General features: G+C 37.8%; 15 protein-coding genes. 6 read left to right on the plus strand and 9 right to left on the minus strand.

The genetic code is table 11. The annotated features are described in order from the left end of the window. Positions 1-62: 62 nt before the first annotated feature. From QFZ31_RS04220 to QFZ31_RS04240, 5 genes are all read right to left on the minus strand, one after another. Complete coding sequence (locus QFZ31_RS04220; RefSeq protein WP_179595535.1) at positions 63-404, minus strand: hypothetical protein; 342 nt, start codon at positions 402-404, stop codon at positions 63-65. A 66-nt stretch (positions 405-470) separates the two neighbouring features. After that, positions 471-1,637, minus strand: a complete 1,167-nt coding sequence (locus QFZ31_RS04225; protein ID WP_307301158.1) for an MFS transporter — start codon at positions 1,635-1,637, stop codon at positions 471-473. Between the two features lie 255 nt (positions 1,638-1,892). Next, positions 1,893-3,530: a PhnE/PtxC family ABC transporter permease gene (locus tag QFZ31_RS04230; protein WP_307301159.1), complete on the minus strand. Its 1,638-nt coding sequence runs from the start codon at positions 3,528-3,530 to the stop codon at positions 1,893-1,895. 1 nt (position 3,531) lies between these two features. Then, positions 3,532-4,284 (minus strand): phosphonate ABC transporter ATP-binding protein, encoded by a 753-nt coding sequence (locus QFZ31_RS04235; protein ID WP_307301161.1) that lies wholly within the window; start codon positions 4,282-4,284, stop codon positions 3,532-3,534. 13 nt (positions 4,285-4,297) lie between these two features. Beyond that, positions 4,298-5,206 (minus strand): putative selenate ABC transporter substrate-binding protein, encoded by a 909-nt coding sequence (locus tag QFZ31_RS04240; RefSeq protein ID WP_307301162.1) that lies wholly within the window; start codon positions 5,204-5,206, stop codon positions 4,298-4,300. A 333-nt stretch (positions 5,207-5,539) separates the two neighbouring features. Here QFZ31_RS04240 and QFZ31_RS04245 point away from each other — a divergent pair, with 333 nt between their 5' ends. Then, positions 5,540-5,893: a VOC family protein gene (locus tag QFZ31_RS04245; protein ID WP_307301163.1), complete on the plus strand. Its 354-nt coding sequence runs from the start codon at positions 5,540-5,542 to the stop codon at positions 5,891-5,893. 43 nt (positions 5,894-5,936) lie between these two features. Here the strand turns inward: QFZ31_RS04245 and QFZ31_RS04250 are convergent, their stop codons facing one another. Next, positions 5,937-6,980 carry a DUF3231 family protein gene (locus QFZ31_RS04250; protein WP_307301165.1) on the minus strand — a complete coding sequence of 348 codons (1,044 nt, stop codon included), beginning with the start codon at positions 6,978-6,980 and terminating at the stop codon, positions 5,937-5,939. A 65-nt stretch (positions 6,981-7,045) separates the two neighbouring features. Next, the gene (locus QFZ31_RS04255) at positions 7,046-7,963 is read right to left on the minus strand and encodes a DNA-3-methyladenine glycosylase 2 (RefSeq protein WP_307301166.1); all 918 of its coding nucleotides are present in this window, start codon (positions 7,961-7,963) and stop codon (positions 7,046-7,048) included. 150 nt (positions 7,964-8,113) lie between these two features. Here QFZ31_RS04255 and QFZ31_RS04260 point away from each other — a divergent pair, with 150 nt between their 5' ends. From QFZ31_RS04260 to QFZ31_RS04280, 5 genes are all read left to right on the plus strand, one after another. Continuing rightward, a complete protein-coding gene (locus QFZ31_RS04260) occupies positions 8,114-8,632 on the plus strand; it encodes a methylated-DNA--[protein]-cysteine S-methyltransferase (RefSeq protein ID WP_307301168.1) in 519 nt (172 codons plus the stop codon). A gap of 314 nt (positions 8,633-8,946) precedes the next feature. After that, entirely contained in the window at positions 8,947-9,138 is a 192-nt protein-coding gene (locus QFZ31_RS04265) for a spore germination protein (protein WP_307301170.1), read from the plus strand. 104 nt (positions 9,139-9,242) lie between these two features. Beyond that, entirely contained in the window at positions 9,243-10,748 is a 1,506-nt protein-coding gene (locus QFZ31_RS04270; RefSeq protein WP_307301171.1) for a spore germination protein, read from the plus strand. Positions 10,749-10,769: 21 nt separating this feature from the next. After that, positions 10,770-11,876: a GerAB/ArcD/ProY family transporter gene (locus QFZ31_RS04275; protein WP_307301172.1), complete on the plus strand. Its 1,107-nt coding sequence runs from the start codon at positions 10,770-10,772 to the stop codon at positions 11,874-11,876. 2 nt (positions 11,877-11,878) lie between these two features. Next, positions 11,879-12,997, plus strand: coding sequence for a Ger(x)C family spore germination protein (locus QFZ31_RS04280; protein ID WP_307301174.1), 1,119 nt, complete (start codon positions 11,879-11,881; stop codon positions 12,995-12,997). A 37-nt stretch (positions 12,998-13,034) separates the two neighbouring features. Here QFZ31_RS04280 and QFZ31_RS04285 read toward each other — a convergent pair whose 3' ends face one another. Together QFZ31_RS04285 and QFZ31_RS04290 are read right to left on the minus strand one after the other, a co-directional pair. After that, positions 13,035-14,348, minus strand: coding sequence for a nucleobase:cation symporter-2 family protein (locus tag QFZ31_RS04285; protein WP_307301176.1), 1,314 nt, complete (start codon positions 14,346-14,348; stop codon positions 13,035-13,037). Continuing rightward, entirely contained in the window at positions 14,348-14,941 is a 594-nt protein-coding gene (locus tag QFZ31_RS04290) for a xanthine phosphoribosyltransferase (RefSeq protein WP_307301178.1), read from the minus strand. Before QFZ31_RS04290 ends, QFZ31_RS04285 begins: the two co-directional genes overlap by 1 nt. Between the last annotated feature and the right edge of the window lie 48 nt (positions 14,942-14,989).

The raw sequence follows: 14,989 nt of genomic DNA on the forward strand, positions 1-14,989 counted from the left end.
TTAGTTCATCAATTAATTGCCAGAAACACAAAAGAAAAGCTGTCGATGATACTCGACAGCTTTTAAGGTTCAATTTTACGATCTTCTTCCCAATATCGGACACTCTCTGTCTTAGATGTTGGTTCTCTTTTTACCACTTTTCCTGCTTCGTCGTAATAGACTTCATATTCCTGATAGATTTCCACGAAATAACCGTTCATTTTTTTTATATCATCGAGCCTATATTCCAACACTGGCACATCTGTCGGCGGTTCTACGTCTACCGGTTGTGCCGCAGCAGGTTCACTGATTGTCGAGTAGGAATATTTGCTATGGATAAATGAATACGGCGAATCAAGATAGGCTACAAGTGCAACAATGAGACACAGGAATAAAAACGTCGTGAAATGAGAGGCTAGTTTCATTCATCTCGACTCCTTTTTACAAGTACATCCTCGTAACCTATCTTATGCATGTCCTTTTCACATATGCTAGTTTGTTTTAACCACTAGAGATTTTGTCCGGTAAAATTGATATAGTACCAAGGCCATAACTGAAATGATGGCTCCAGATATATAAGGTAATCCGATTGAAAGGGAGAACAGCCATCCTCCAAGAGGAGGACCAATAATTCTGCCTAACGAGTCAAAGGAAGAAAGCAATCCGGTTGCACTTCCATGTCCTGCGTCAGTAGTTTTCGTCAGCAGGGAAGAGACACTAGGACGAATGACGCCATTTCCAATCCCAAAGATTGATAAAAAGATAGCTGCAGTTGAAAAACTATCAACTAACAGGATTAATCCGAAACCAATTGCAGATACAATGATTCCTCCTTGAATAACTTTTCCTTCACCATATTTCTTTGTTAATCTGCCAACCATACCGCCCTGTACCAATGCTCCAGCAAATCCCATAATCATGAATATATAGCCTAGCTGAGTAGCACCTAAGCCTGCTTTTTGCGCTGCAAAGTAGGCAAATGTAGCCTCTAAGCCTGATAAAGAAAGAGAAATTAGCAACTGTAATAAAAACAATACGGACGCCGGTCCAGTAAATGCCTTCCATCTAGATTCAGCTTTGTTTTGATTCGCTGCATTATTATCTTTTTGTAAGGATTCCTTCAAGAAAAAGAAAATGATAACTAAGGTTATCAAGGAAAAGGCACCTGCTAGGTAAAATGGCATACTCATACTTGATTTTGAAAATATACCGCCAATCGCAGGACCAAATACAAATCCTAGTCCCACTGCTGCTCCTACAATCCCCATTCCTTTCCCACGGTTTTCAGGAGTGGTAACATCGGCGACATAGGCCATCGCAGTCGGCATATTGGCTGAAGAAAGGACTCCTCCGATAATTCGTGCCGCGAACAACATCCAAAGTTCAGTAGCCATTGCTTGGATAAAGAAGGATAATGATAATCCAGCAATACCAATCATCATAATCGGCTTACGACCGATACGGTCTGATAATTTCCCCCAAACTGGTGCAAAGATAAGCTGCATCAGCGAATAAACAGCCATTAATAAGCCTAATTGCGTTGGGGATGCACCCATTTCTTCTGCATAAAATGGGAGAACAGGAATAATAATACCAAAGCCTATCATGACAAGGAACATAACTAAAAATAAAATAGGTAAAGCCTTTTTTGTTTCCAAATAACTCCAACTCCTAAATGATCTGAACATTATGTAAAAAGTACTACAAATTTTGGCGCTATGCTTAGGATAATAGAAAACATGAATCTAATACAAGCATTTCAAATTATTATTTAAAATAAATTTCTAAGATCTAAGGATGTCACCCGATTAATCCCTAGCAATAGGATAGCATGGGTTCTATCATCTGCTAGCAGGGTTATAGCAGGTTGGTATAGATAAAAAAGAGCACAAGTCAAAAGGGACATGTGCTCTTTATTTAACAGCTTTACGAGTTGTTTCTGATGCAAAGTCTGCTATAAGGACAAGAATCATGTAACACAATAATAGTAACGTAATTTGTGTATAGTTAAAATAACTCATCGCAAGCTTAAAGTCCATCCCCAGACCACCTGCACCTACAAATCCAACTACGATAGTCGTTCTCATAATAACTTCCCATCTATATAGAATATAGGTAAGAAATCTTGGCAGGACAATGGGTAGAATTCCGTAAAAAAGGATTTCAATTTTCGAAGCACCTGAAGCTGCTAGGTTTCTGATTGAACGAGGGTCCATATCTTCAACAACCTCTGCCCAAAGCTTCCCAAGAATTCCAAAGTTGTGAAGGGCTAGGGCTAAAGCGCCAGGTAAGATTCCAGGTTTAAAAATAAAGATAATCATCATCGCCCAGACTAACTCTGGAACAGACCTTGAAAAAATATAAAGAAGACGGATAAAAGCGAATAACGGCCAATTATACCATCTCTTTTTTAATGTAAGATTTCCATTCGCAATATTCCGTGCTGCAGGAATTACTGTAATGAAAGCGACAATCGTAGAAAAACCAATGGCCATTATGCTCATTTCAAGTGTTTCTAACGTAAGCTTGAGTGCATTTGCCCAGCTTTCTCCATCAAGGAAAGCTGGATTCTCCTGATTGATTCCCAGCAGACCGCCGAAGAACTTTTTAGCATATTCCATATTTTTCTCAGAAAACAGCTCATACAATCTAGCATTTTCACCATACGTAATATACATCCAAGAACCCATTATTAACAATGTAGCAAAAAGCACTGACATCCAGCCAGAAGCAAAGACACTTTTTCTTTTATGATCGGTTAATCCCTTACGAACAAGATGACTCCAGCCATCAACAAATATCACAAGAGCAATTAAGAAGAGGACAAAAGTCCAAACCGCATCGTATTTTAAATCCGAGAGTGCCAATTGAATTTGAAAACCTAGTCCGCCTAAGCCAACAAAACTCATAATGGCGGATGAACGAATGGCACATTCAAACCGGTACATTGTATAACTGATAAAATCTGCCCAAACCAACGGGAGGTAACCATAAACTAATGTTTGAAGCCGAGAGGAACCTGCTGCCTTTAAGGCGATGATCGGCTCTACGGGTACATCATTTAGCATATCTGCAAAAATGCGACCTAGAATACCACCATAAGGAATCGCAAGTGCAAGGATTGCAGCATAAGGAGATAATCCAACTGCTGCCACAAAAAGCCATGCCCATATTAATTCATGAATGGAACGAGTAAAACCAAGTATTCCCCTAAAAAACACCTTTGAAATAAAGCGCGAGAATTTGCTAGTCGTTAACGTTCCAGATGCAAGGACACCAACAATAAAAGCATAAACAATTGCCAGCGACATCCCCGCTACTGCATAAGCTAATGTAATCCATGCTGATTCCAACCCGGCTAAAAGTATGCTTGGTGCCAAATTAGGCTGGATAAGTCCTTCAAAAATCTGCAGCATTGTTGGAATACCGCCTGCATGGAACAGCTCTCTGTTCCAATGAATAGAGGTAAGACTCCATAGGAAAACTGCCAGCAACAGTAAAGTAAGAATGAATCTCTTATGCAATTGAAGGGAAGAGATTAGCTTCATCATACTAATCATTCTCCTTAAGCTGATAAAGCTCAGTCAACAGCTCATCACTTACTTTTTCTGTTGGCAAATCAAAAAATATTTCGCCATTTTTGAGAGAAATGATTCTTGTAAAATACTTTCGTGCGTATTCCACTGAATGCAGACTAGCCACTAACGTTTGATTTTTCTCTGAAACAATTTTTGTCAGTATGGAAAGTACATCGTCCGCTCGAGCAGGGTCAAGAGAGGCAACGGGTTCATCCGCTAGAATGATCTCTGGATTTTGTACCATTAACCTTGCCATTGCCACCCGCTGTTGTTCACCGCCTGACAATGTCGCCGTTATTTCGTAGGGTTTATCTCCAAGTCCGACACTTTCAAGTGCCGTAATCGCTGATTCTTTTTCTTGAGGGAAAAGGAGTGAAAATAAAGATTTGATTAATCCCCACTCTGATAATTTGCCGGCAAGAACATTATGAATAACTGCCAAAGGACCAATTAAATCGAATTGCTGGCGTATGACACCAATTTTCTTTGCAAACATCTTTCCTCGTTTGTAATCCTTGAGAGGCAGATTATCTATTAGAAGCTCACCACTTTGAAGAGGAACAAGACCCGCAATGGAATTCAACAAAGTCGTTTTTCCAGCGCCGCTCGGACCAATCAAGGCCACCAATTCACCTTGTTTAATAGAAAAAGAAAGGGAAGATAAGGCTATCTTCCGCTCAAAATGTTTTGATATGTTTTTTGCTTCAATTATCGTTTTTGAAGACATGTTCCAACACCTACTACTTTATAATCTCTAATTCTTTCGCAACTTTTTCAATCTTTTCATAGTTATCATTTTTTGTTTCAATAAACTTGTCGGTTTGGAACAAGTCAGTAATTTCTTTTGAATCGCCTGGCATGGAAAGAAGGGAGTCTTTAACCTTTTGCTTAGCATCACTGCCAAATACCTCTTCTACATTGCTATTGATGGTCCAGTTATAATCATAATAATCTGGTGTAGTGTAGAAAACTTTCACTTTGCTCGTATCTACTTTACCTTCTTTTACAGCTGCTTCCCAAACAGAAATATTTAACGCACCGGCTTGGAAGGAACCCGATTCGATTAGCTTATAAGTTGTATCATGGGATCCCGAGAAGTTAGGTTTTCCATTAAAATCAGTGTTAGGGTCAATGCCTTCTTCATTTAAGAAATAACGCGGCATTAAATGTCCTGATGTAGAGCTTTCACTGCCAAATGTGAATGATTTTCCTTTTAAATCAGCTAATGTATTAATACCTGAGCCCTCTTGAGTAATAAATACGGATTTAAATTCTGCGTCACGTGGTCGTTGTACAATGGATTCGGCGTCTGGTACAAGATTTCTCGCCTGTACACTTGTTAATCCTCCAAACCATGCTAAATGAATTTCTCCACGTTGAAACCCTGTTACTAAAGCTGAATAATCAACAGAAGGGACAAATTCAACCTTCATTCCAGTTTCTTCACTTAATTGCTTAGCAACTGCTTCCATACCGGATTGTAGGAAAGCGGCATTTTGATCGGGAATTGCACCAATTTTGAAAACTTCCTCTGATTTAGTTTGTTTATTTCCTTCTTTTTCGCCATTTGCTTTATCTTCAGTTTGCCCACAAGCTGCTAATGAAAAAACAAGCATGAATAAAATAATACCTGTTAACCATTTCTTCATAAGTGTATTCACCTCATTAATTATGTAACTACACAAAGTAGTTAGTACCTTGCCCCTTTGATTATAAAGAATCGTATCATTCTATTAAATTCATTTTATCTATTAAACGAATGGACATTAATCTAAATTACCGATAGAAAAGTAATAGGTAAATAGTAACAATCCCTTGTTAATAAGGAAATCTCCGGCACATAATGAGTGAGCTTGACGTTTCTTTATGCGTTGATTTTTTGTGACCATTCTTCGACATTCAAAACAAAATCTCTATAAAAATAAAGGACAAGAGGAATAAAAATAGAATTTATTAGGTAAGAAGATAGTGGAGGTGAGTGGATGAATGTAATTGGTTTTGGCGGTGTCTTTTGGAGGTCTAGAAACATCAATGAACTAAAAAAATGGTATAGTGAGGTATTAGGATTAGCATTGGATAACGAGTGGAGTGGTACCATTTTTCCTTCTCAAGAAGGTAATGAAACCATCTTTTCTCTTTTTAAAGAGGACAGTGATTATTTTCCAAAAGAGCAGCAAGTGATGTTAAATTTTCAGGTTGAAGATATGAATGAATGTTTAAATCATCTCAAAAAACTTGGAGTTCCTTTACTTAAGGAAACGGAGAAGAGTGAGTTTGGGACATTTACTTGGATTGCAGATCCAGAAGGAAGATGGATTGAACTTTGGTCAAAATAATATTTAAAAAAGAATGAGCCGGCAGCTCATTCTTTTTTAAATATTATTTAGTCGAAGACATGGAATCTCGGTCCACTGCCTGCGGCGGTTTTTCCATCCATCCTTCATCTATAAAGATTTTGGCACCATCCTGCACATATAGCCCTATATCTAATAAAAACTTACTGTACATTGCACCTATATCATGCCGCCCGTTAAGGGATAAAGCATTCGCATAGGACCTGATTTTCATGCTGAACATATCAATTTTATGAAACAGCATTAATTTATCTGAAAATGGGGCAAATGTGGAGTTTTCTACTAAGTCATCCAACAATGGATGTGCAGGTAAATCTTCGTTATTTAACTGGTGTCTATATGCTTCAATATGTTTCATTGTAATTTCTTTACCACGATGCATAAAATTTTTAACTTTTTCATTTTTAGCCACCTGGCCAAAGGCCATTAATAACACTTTGCTGGTGGAGTTGTTTTCCATATTATCATATAAATGAGCAATCTCGAGACCATGCAAAGGACGGACATGACCTAAAAAACCATTAAAATAACTTTCCTTTTGTACAAATTCAACCTTTTCTGGGACAGGAATCACAGGTGGTCTCGTTAAAAATCCCTTTTCTTTTAAGGTATCATTAAGGGTTACTAACAAATCAGTGGTTAATTGATTACACTTTAAAATAAAATTCCTTACATCTTGTCTAAGCATTAATGGGATCGCAGTAGAGTAGAGACTTAAGCCAGCTTTCGCAGCATATTTCAAATAATGAAGATTAAATTCATCTGCAAATAATCTAGGAGCTCCTAAATTGACGTCATCCTCCGTAAAACCAATCGGAATGGGGAAATTCTCGCTATCAAATATCTTTTTAATGTCTCGTAGAAATTCGTTACTAAGATTTAAAGCATTTTTCAGGATTTCTTTTATATCTTTGTCATTCACATGCTGGAGATAATAACTAAGTACACATTTGGACATAGTATTGCCCATATATACAGCCCAAAGTTTACCCATTTCAGCTGATGTTAATTTTTCGACTGGTTGATCCGTAAGCTTGGAGGTAATCTTTATTGGCTTTATGGTCTTCATAGGATAAATACTCCTTACGTCGATCGTTTCTCCTAGTTTTTTCATATAATGTAAAACTATACGTTTCAGTAAAGAAATCTCCACAAATAGAAGGTTGCGTAGGACTCCCAATTCGTCCAATTTACTGCTAATTTCATAATTTCGTCTTTGGGTGGTTTCTTTTCTCTACCTAGTCGGTGTTTAATCGCATTCTGCAGACCCACATCATCAATAGGGAAAGCAGAGGGATATCGTAAACAGCGCATTAATACATAATTAGCCGTCCAGGGACCGATACCTCGTATTTTAACTAGCATTTTCTCAGCACGTTTATAATCTCCTATTTCAAGCAGCATATCTTTTGATAATTTCCCATCAAGCATTAGTTGTGCAACTCCAATGAGATATTCAGATTTCTTTTTCGTCATGCGCAAGCTTTCCAATTCCTCGACAGCTAATCCTGCAATATCTTCAGGGGAAGGGAAGATCCAATAGGTGAGACCGTCATACAACACACTTCGACCAAATTGTTCGACAAAACGTCTTTTTAAGGTGTAGGCAAAAGAGAGGTTGATTTGTTGTCCTAAAATGCCCCAGCAAAGTGCTTCAAACAAATCAGGAATACCAATAATCCGCAAACCATAAAAAGATTCAACAGCTGGTCCCAGCAGAGGATCTACCTTTGCCATAGAATAAAACGATTTCAAATCCCTGTCTAAATCGAACCACTCTCTGACATAGCGGGCGACATCATCTCGGATTATTTGGCTAGTTGACTTACTTTCACCTAAAAAACGTATGAGTAAATGGTTTTCATCTACAGAACTAACCTCAATAAGTGGTGTTTCTCCTCCTATCGGAATAGCCTTGTAAATACGATCATGATGGATGTGAAAAAGGCATTCATTACTACTCCTTGAAAGGTAATTTATATTTTCTTTAAAGTTGAACTCTTTGGGTAAGGATAGTTTCAGTACATTCCCATTTTCTTCCCGAGATTGCATAATGATGAAAACCTCCGTTATTAAAGTACTAATTAAAGTTATAACACGATGGAAACCGAATTTCTTGTTTTTTCATTCTGAAAGACTTAAATCTGTTTCTGTTAACAGGTATACTGATGAAGAACAGATAATTATGGCGGGGGTTTGATGATGAAACAAATACTATATTGGACACAGTTGGTTTATGATAATTGGAAACTCTTTATGGCAGCAACTTCTAATGGTCTTTGTTACGTTGGCTCTCAGGATAAGCCCTTTGAGGAGATGGAGATTTGGGTAAAAAAACATTACCCCGGCAGCCAATTGGTGCAGGATCTTACCGTAATGCAGCGATACGTAGATGAATTTAAAGAATTTTTTCAAGGTAAAAGGAATTCGTTTAGCATCCCCCAAGAATTAAAGGGAACCAAATTTCAGACAGATGTGTGGAATGCACTTTGTAAAATTCCTTACGGAGAAACATGTACATATTCAGATATTGCGACTGTGATTGAAAGACCATCAGCAGTCCGCGCCGTTGGTGCTGCAATTGGAGCAAATCCCGTTCTCTTAACAGTACCTTGTCATCGTGTAATTGGGAAGAACGGGAAACTTACCGGGTTTCGCGGCGGATTGGAAATGAAGGAGCAGCTTTTAAAGCTCGAGCAAGGAAACCATATTAATCGCTGATAAAAGCGCCATTTTCTTGGACATACTAATTCTTATGAATTCAGAAAACGAGGTGCTTATTTCATGGAAGAAATCCAAGAAGTTAAATTTTGTGAAAACTGCGGCAGAGAAACGGTACATATGGTGAGAGAAGACCCGTTGGAAATCGAGTATATCTGCAAGGAATGCAACGATCAACAAGAACTGTTTAAATCGTTTTTTTAAGAACGATTATATTCAAAAAAGACAGAGCCTTTTCTCGAGGCTCTGTCTTTTTTCTTGAACCCTAATCCGACCCGTACATACCATAGTAGTAACACCAAGGAGGGGTTACTTTGGTAACGAACCATAATAATGTTTCAATTGGGACAGTTTCTGGCGGGATTGTTAACTTTGGCGGTGCTGTTTACATTTCACCCATCTCTATTACCAAAACGATCGGTGGCTCTGGCGAAAGCAACACAAGCCCCGAATCTGGGATGGACTCTGAAAATGAGCAAATCATGCGTTTCCCTGAGCGATGCTAACAAAGCACGCTTTTTTTTTGCAATAAAAGGGAGGATGGTATAAAGAGGTTTAGTTGGTAAATAATACTTTAAGCAAATGTTTATTGTGGAAGAGGGTGCTGAAATTGTTCTTTAAGAAGCTATTTTCACCTAATGGTAAATTACACCATAAGAACATGGATCCTATTCCAGAGACAAGAGAAAAAATGTCCTTTGAATTTAAAAAAAGACTGCAGGATAGCGCAGACGTTTTAGAGAATCAAATCGGAATATCAGGGATTACCTTATTCTCCGTAGGGACATTGATAGACAAAACCATGCTTCATAGAGATATTATTGATCCGCTAAAAGATATACCTTTCGATTCTATCCAAAAAATTATGGAGCATTTGTCAATTGGTGAGATTGAAAAGTCAAATCAGATGGAAAAGGCAGTCCAAGCTGCTTTAGACGGAAATGTAATAATTTACTTAGAGGGGAATTCAGCCGTTCTATTAGCCAAAATCCCTTCTAGAGTTGGACGGTCCATTTCGTATGCTCAAAATGAATCTCAGGTCATTGGACCACAGGTGGCATTTACTGAAAGCTTAATGACCAATATCACCCTTGTAAGAAATTATATTAAGGATACATCTTTGTGCATTGAAAATTTACAGGTAGGATCTCGAACAAATAAATTAGTTTCTATTGTCTACATTAACGGTATTGTTTCTGAACAAATGGTTGGCAACCTTCGAAAAAGGATTCAAGATATAAAAATTGATGGAATACTTGACAGTTCTGTGTTGGAACAGCTCCTTGCTGAAAACTCATTAACCATATTTCCACAATTGGCTTTAACGGAACGACCCGATCGTGTATCAGATTGGCTGCTAAAGGGAAAACTGGCAGTTTTTGTGGATGGAAGCTCGTTGGCTATTGTTGGTCCTCAATCCTTTATGGAATTTTTTCAAAGTATGGAGGATAGTAATGTAAATTGGCAGATTGCGACATTCTGGCGATTATTAAGATTCATTGCCTTATTCCTTTCCGTTTTCTTTACTGCTCTGTATGTTGCGTCCTTAACCTATCACTATGAGGTCATCCCACAAACTTTATTGTTTACACTTACTGAGTCACGGGCGAAGGTACCATTTCCTCCGATAATAGAAGCTCTATTATTAGAATTTATTATGGAATTATTACGAGAAGCGGGTGCACGTCTGCCGACAAAGGTAGGTCAAACGATGGGGATCGTTGGCGGTATCGTAATCGGAACCGCAGCTGTAGAAGCAGGTTTCACGAGTAACATCCTTATTATCATCATATCCTTAGGAGCTCTTGGCTCGTTCGTAACTCCAAGTTATACAATGGGTAATGTAATTCGTATTGTTCGTTTTCCCCTAATCATACTGGCTGGATGCTGGGGATATTATGGAATGATGTACGGCTTTTGCTTTTTACTCCTGCACCTGTTAAGACAATCCAGTCTGGGCAGTCCTTATCTAGCGCCATTTTATCCTCCGCGTTTTGCAGACTGGAAGGACAGTATCATTCGACTGCCATTATCCTTCACTAACAAAAGACCGGACTTAACTAGGGCTGAAGACGAATATAAATATGACCCAGTAAAGGCAAAAAAACATCATTGACCTTAGGTAGTGGGTGACTATATGAAAGTTCAATATCAACCAAATCCTCCATATATTTTGAGTACCTTTATCCTATTTTTTATTATTCATTCGATACAAGTTGGGATAGGAATACAGGGGTTCCAAAGGTTAATATTTTTTGAAGCTAAGCAAGATGCATGGATTTCTGTTGTTTTAGCAGGCTTATTCACTCATATTGTCGTAATGGTGATGATTAAAACGTTGCAACTGTATGGGCCGACAGATATATATGGCCTCCATACTGAAGTGTATGGAAAATGGATTGGAAAGATTGTTAATAGTTTATATATCCTTTATTGCTTATGGATATTTTTGATTGTTTTAATAAACTATATTGAGGTTATGCAAACATGGGTTTTTCCAAACGTACCTACATGGATATTTTCAATCTCTATCCTATTATTAGTTTTATATGGAGTTACAGGCGGATTAAGGGTAATCGTGGGTGCGTGTTTTTTCAGCATTATTCTTTCAGTCTGGATGTTGGGTTTCATCGGCTTTCCTTTACGTTTTGCTGACTTTCACCATCTTCTTCCCGTGATGGAATCAAGTATTATATCCATTCTCAAGGGGACACATAAAATGACTCTCACCGTAATAGGTTTTGAAATTCTTTATGTTGTTTACCCTTTCTTAAAGGAAAGAGAGAAAGTTACAAAGTTTGCTCATCTAGGAATTGCCGGTACGAATCTCTTGTATTTAATCGTTATACTCATATCCATTACCTATTTTAGTCCTGGTCAATTAGAAAATACGATTTGGCCAACTCTTTCCTTATTTAAAATCGTAAAACTACCTTTTATCGAGAGAACAGAGTATGTAGCCGTTTCTTATTGGCTGCTCATCATCCTCCCGAATCTTATGCTATATTTGTGGGCCGCTGTACGCGGGGTAAGACGCACTTTTGAAAAACAAAGGAAAGGTCTCATCTGGATTTTTTCGTTTGCCATTTTTATAGGCAGTTTGTTTTTGAATTCACGTTCTAAAATCAATCAATTTAACGACCTTTTTGACAGTATGGCTTTTTATATTACGTTTTGTTATCCATTTATACTTTTCATTTTGGCTTTGATAAAGAAAAAAATGACATCCCTTAAGGAGAAATAATAATGAAAAAAGGATGTTTTTGGTTTTGGACATTTTCCTTTTTGTTGCTGTGTGGCTGTGCACAACCTAGAATTCTTGAAGAAGTTGGCCTTATAACTACTTATGGACTTGATATTGCAAAGGATGGCAGTATTTTGGGAACAATGGTTGAATTAATGATTGATCCTACATCACCCCAAGATGTTGTTATTTTAGAGACTGAGGCATTTTCAATAAGGGGAATTCGTAACAATGCAAATAAAAAGTCCTCTAAAAGGCTTTCCTCGGGACAGCTTCGTGTAATGATATACGGTGAAGATTTACTTAAACAAGGAAACACAGGGATAGCTCAAACGTTGACAAATGACCCATCCATAAGTGATATGACGTACTTGGCAATGGCAGATGGGACAGCGCGTAATATTTTACATGTAAAAGCAAAACATATTCCTGATATCGGAATACACCTTTTCCGGCTTATCGATCAAAACACAAAAGAAAAAATGATGCCGTCAGCTACCCTGCAAGAAGTTTTACATAACCATTACTCGGTTGGCAGAGAACCAATTTTGCCCATTTTAAAAAAAGAAGGTAAGGAAGGAATTGGTTTTTCAGGAGTAGGTTTGTTTAAAGGCAGTAAATTAGTTGGAAAAATAAGTGCTGACCAAAGCTTTTATTTAAACCTAATCATTGACAAATTTAAAGGCGGAAACAAGGATATCGAGATTAAAAGTTCGAAATTAAAGCCCAGGAACCGTCAGCTTGACAAAACGGCTGCCTCTATAGATTCAATTGTCAGCAGTAGTGATATTAAGCTAATAAACAAAGAAAAAGTGGAATTTGATATAAATATTAAACTTAATGCTAGGCTGCTTGAAATTACTAGTGAAATTGATCTTGGTAATCCAGAAAATATAAAACTAATCGAGAAGGAGATTACGAAGAGCATGACAAAAGAGATCGAGAAACTCATTACATATTGCCAAACAAAGGACTCGGATATATTTGGACTGGGAGAAACATATCGAAGTTCAGTAAGGCACTCAAAGCTTACCGATGAAAAATGGTACAAAATGTTTAAAGAAGCTAATGTCAATGTAAACCTAGACTTTAGTGTAAACAGAACAGGTCTTAATGAGTAAAAAAGCTGCCATTAAACCTGGCAGCTTTCTTACATTACTATAAAACAGCACCTTGACTGTTTGGATTTGTCGTTTGACTTTGCTTTGCTGGTCTAGCAACATTAAATACAATGTTTAAGAAAATGGCAGTCAAGCTTCCTGCAACAATCCCATTATTAGTAAGGATTTTTACACTTTCAGGGAGCTGCGCAAATAAATCTGGAACCGCGGTAACTCCAAGACCCATGCCCACTGAACAAGCAATAATTAAGAGATTTTCCTGTGAAGCAAATTCTACTTTACTTAACATTTTAATTCCATAAGCGATAACCATTCCAAACATGGCTACCATTGCTCCGCCTAAAACAGGAGTAGGAATCACGGTAGTTAAAGCCCCAATTTTAGGAACGAATCCCAAAATAATCAACATTGTACCCATCGTGTAAATGACATTTTTTGTTTTGACACCAGACAGCTGCAAAAGCCCAACGTTTTGAGAATAAGTGGTATATGGGAATGCATTGAACAAGGCACCTAACATAATCGCAAGTCCTTCTGCACGATAACCTTTTGCTAAATCACTTTCCTTTAACTTTCTTCCCGTAATATCACTTAGAGCAAAGTAGACACCTGTAGATTCTACTAAACTAACAATCGCAACGAGTGTCATTGTGATAATCGGTGTCCATTCAAAGGTAGGAGTACCGAAATAAAAAGGTTTTACCATATGGAACCAAGAGGCTTCACCAACTGCTGCAAAGTTTACCTTACCCATTAATGCGGCTACAATTGTTCCACCCGCAAGACCTAGAAGAATCGCAACAGAACGAATAAATCCTTTTGTAAAACGATAGAGAAGTATGATGAATAATAAAGTTCCGAAAGCTAAACTGATGTTTGAAAGACTTCCAAAATCTGGACTACCTTGTCCTCCAGCGATATTATTCATCGCAACCGGAATAAGGGTAATACCAATAATCGTAACAACTGATCCCGTAACAACAGGCGGGAAGAATTTAATTAACTTACTAAAGAAACTGGCAATTAAGACAACAATTAAACCAGAGACTAAAATCGAACCGTAAATAGCTGAAACACCGTATTCTCCGCCAATTGCTATCATTGGACCTACCGCAGTAAACGTACAGCCTAATACAATTGGCAAGCCAATTCCAAAAAAGCGATTCTGCCAAACTTGTAATATTGTCGCGATTCCGCACATTAAAATATCAATCGAAACTAAATAGGTTAATTGCTCTCCAGTAAGGTTCAATGCACCTCCGACAATAAGTGGGACGATGACAGCTCCTGCATACATAGCCAATACATGTTGAATACCTAAAGATGCGATTTTGAACGGATGTTGTTTCATTAGACTAACTCCTCCATTTTTTTACGTTTAAACGTTACTTCTCCATCTGATAGAGACGCGATTCTAGCTAATGACTCAACCCGTAATCCTAACTCTTTTAATTTCTGAGCGCCAGGCTGGAAGGATTTTTCAATCACAATACCAATACCAGCAACGGAAGCATTCGCTTGTTTAACCATTTTGACTAATGCAAGAGCAGCTTCACCGTTAGCAAGGAAGTCATCAATAATGAGAACTTTATCGTTTTCATTAAGATACTTGCCTGCAATGGCAAGCTCGTTTGTTTCATTTTTAGTAAAAGAATGGACACTTGCTGTCAGAAGGTCATCCGTTAACGTAACGGATTTTCTTTTTCGAGCGAAAATAACGGGAACATTCATATATAAACCAGCCATCACAGCGGGGGCAATCCCAGAAGACTCAATCGTAACGATCTTTGTAATTCTTTCTGCTGAAAACTTTCTAGCAAATTCTTTTCCAATTTCATTCATTAATTGAGGATCAATTTGGTGATTTAAGAACGAATCCACCTTTAATACATTGTCATTAATGACTCTGCCATCCTTTTTAATCTTTTCTTCTAGTAATCTCATGTTTATCCCCCTATGAAAAAATAAAAAGCCCAAACGCCATTGCTCACA

This window comes from Neobacillus niacini (genome assembly GCF_030817595.1).
GTDB lineage: Bacteria > Bacillota > Bacilli > Bacillales > Cytobacillaceae > Neobacillus > Neobacillus niacini_G.